2 protein-coding genes are annotated in these 800 nt (G+C 56.9%); both read left to right on the top strand.

What is annotated here, in order from left to right; translation table 11 throughout:
- Positions 1-231 (top strand): hypothetical protein (locus tag J5224_RS31895; RefSeq protein ID WP_264628971.1); only part of this gene is annotated, 231 nt, incomplete at its 5' end.
- Positions 232-293: 62 nt separating this feature from the next.
- On the top strand, positions 294-800 hold a 507-nt coding region (locus tag J5224_RS31890), incomplete at its 3' end, for a DUF4131 domain-containing protein (protein WP_264628970.1).

Raw genomic sequence — 800 nt, 5'->3', positions numbered from 1 at the left:
AGAGATGGGCGAAATGAAGTGCGCCGTGCCGGGCCAAGACGCGTAAGCGCTACCTCTTTTTTATCAGGCCGCCTGTGCGGCCTTTTTTATTGCTGCATTTTCTGGTTGCTGCGTGATGCTTCTCGCGTTGCTCCAAGCCCGCTGACGATTGCGATCGCGCTTCACTCCTTGCGCTGCGTCCTGAAAATTGACGTCATCCCGTGCGAATCCCGCTGCAACTCTGCGGCATAAGGCTGTACCGTTCCACCACAACGCGTCACGCTGCTTGCTGCTGAATCATAAAGGAGGCAGCCATGGCGAGAATGACGTTTAGCATGGCGTCATGTGCCGTTATTGCGGGAACTCTGCCTCTGCTGTGGTTGCCGCAGATACCGTCACGCTGGGCTTCGGTCACGGTGTTGATGGTGTCGATGCTGCTGTTGGCAACCTGCCGCGCCAGAATAGCGCGGGTGTTGAGCCTCTCCGTTATCTGTTTGGCACTGGCGCTGCTTGATGCCCATTCCATGCTAACGACCATGGTCGACATCGATGGTAAAGCGCTTAGCGCTGAGGTGAAGATCGTAGAGATGCGCATCTCCGGTCATCAGGATCAACAGATTCTGGTTCAGGTCGAAAAGCTGCGAGGCAGATGGGTTTTTCCGGCGTTTTACGCCACGCTCACGGTGCCGAGTGCGATGGAGGCGTGGTGCGGTGGACAGCGTTGGCTGATTCGTACCCGTTTTCGTCCGCTTCATAGTCGGTTAAATCAAGGTGGATTTGACCGGCAACGCTGGGGGATTGCCATGCGGCAGGTGGCGTCG

The organism is Candidatus Symbiopectobacterium sp. NZEC135, assembly GCF_025962695.1.
Note: the sequence above shows the minus strand (reverse complement) of the source record. Positions and strands in the feature narration are given on the sequence as shown.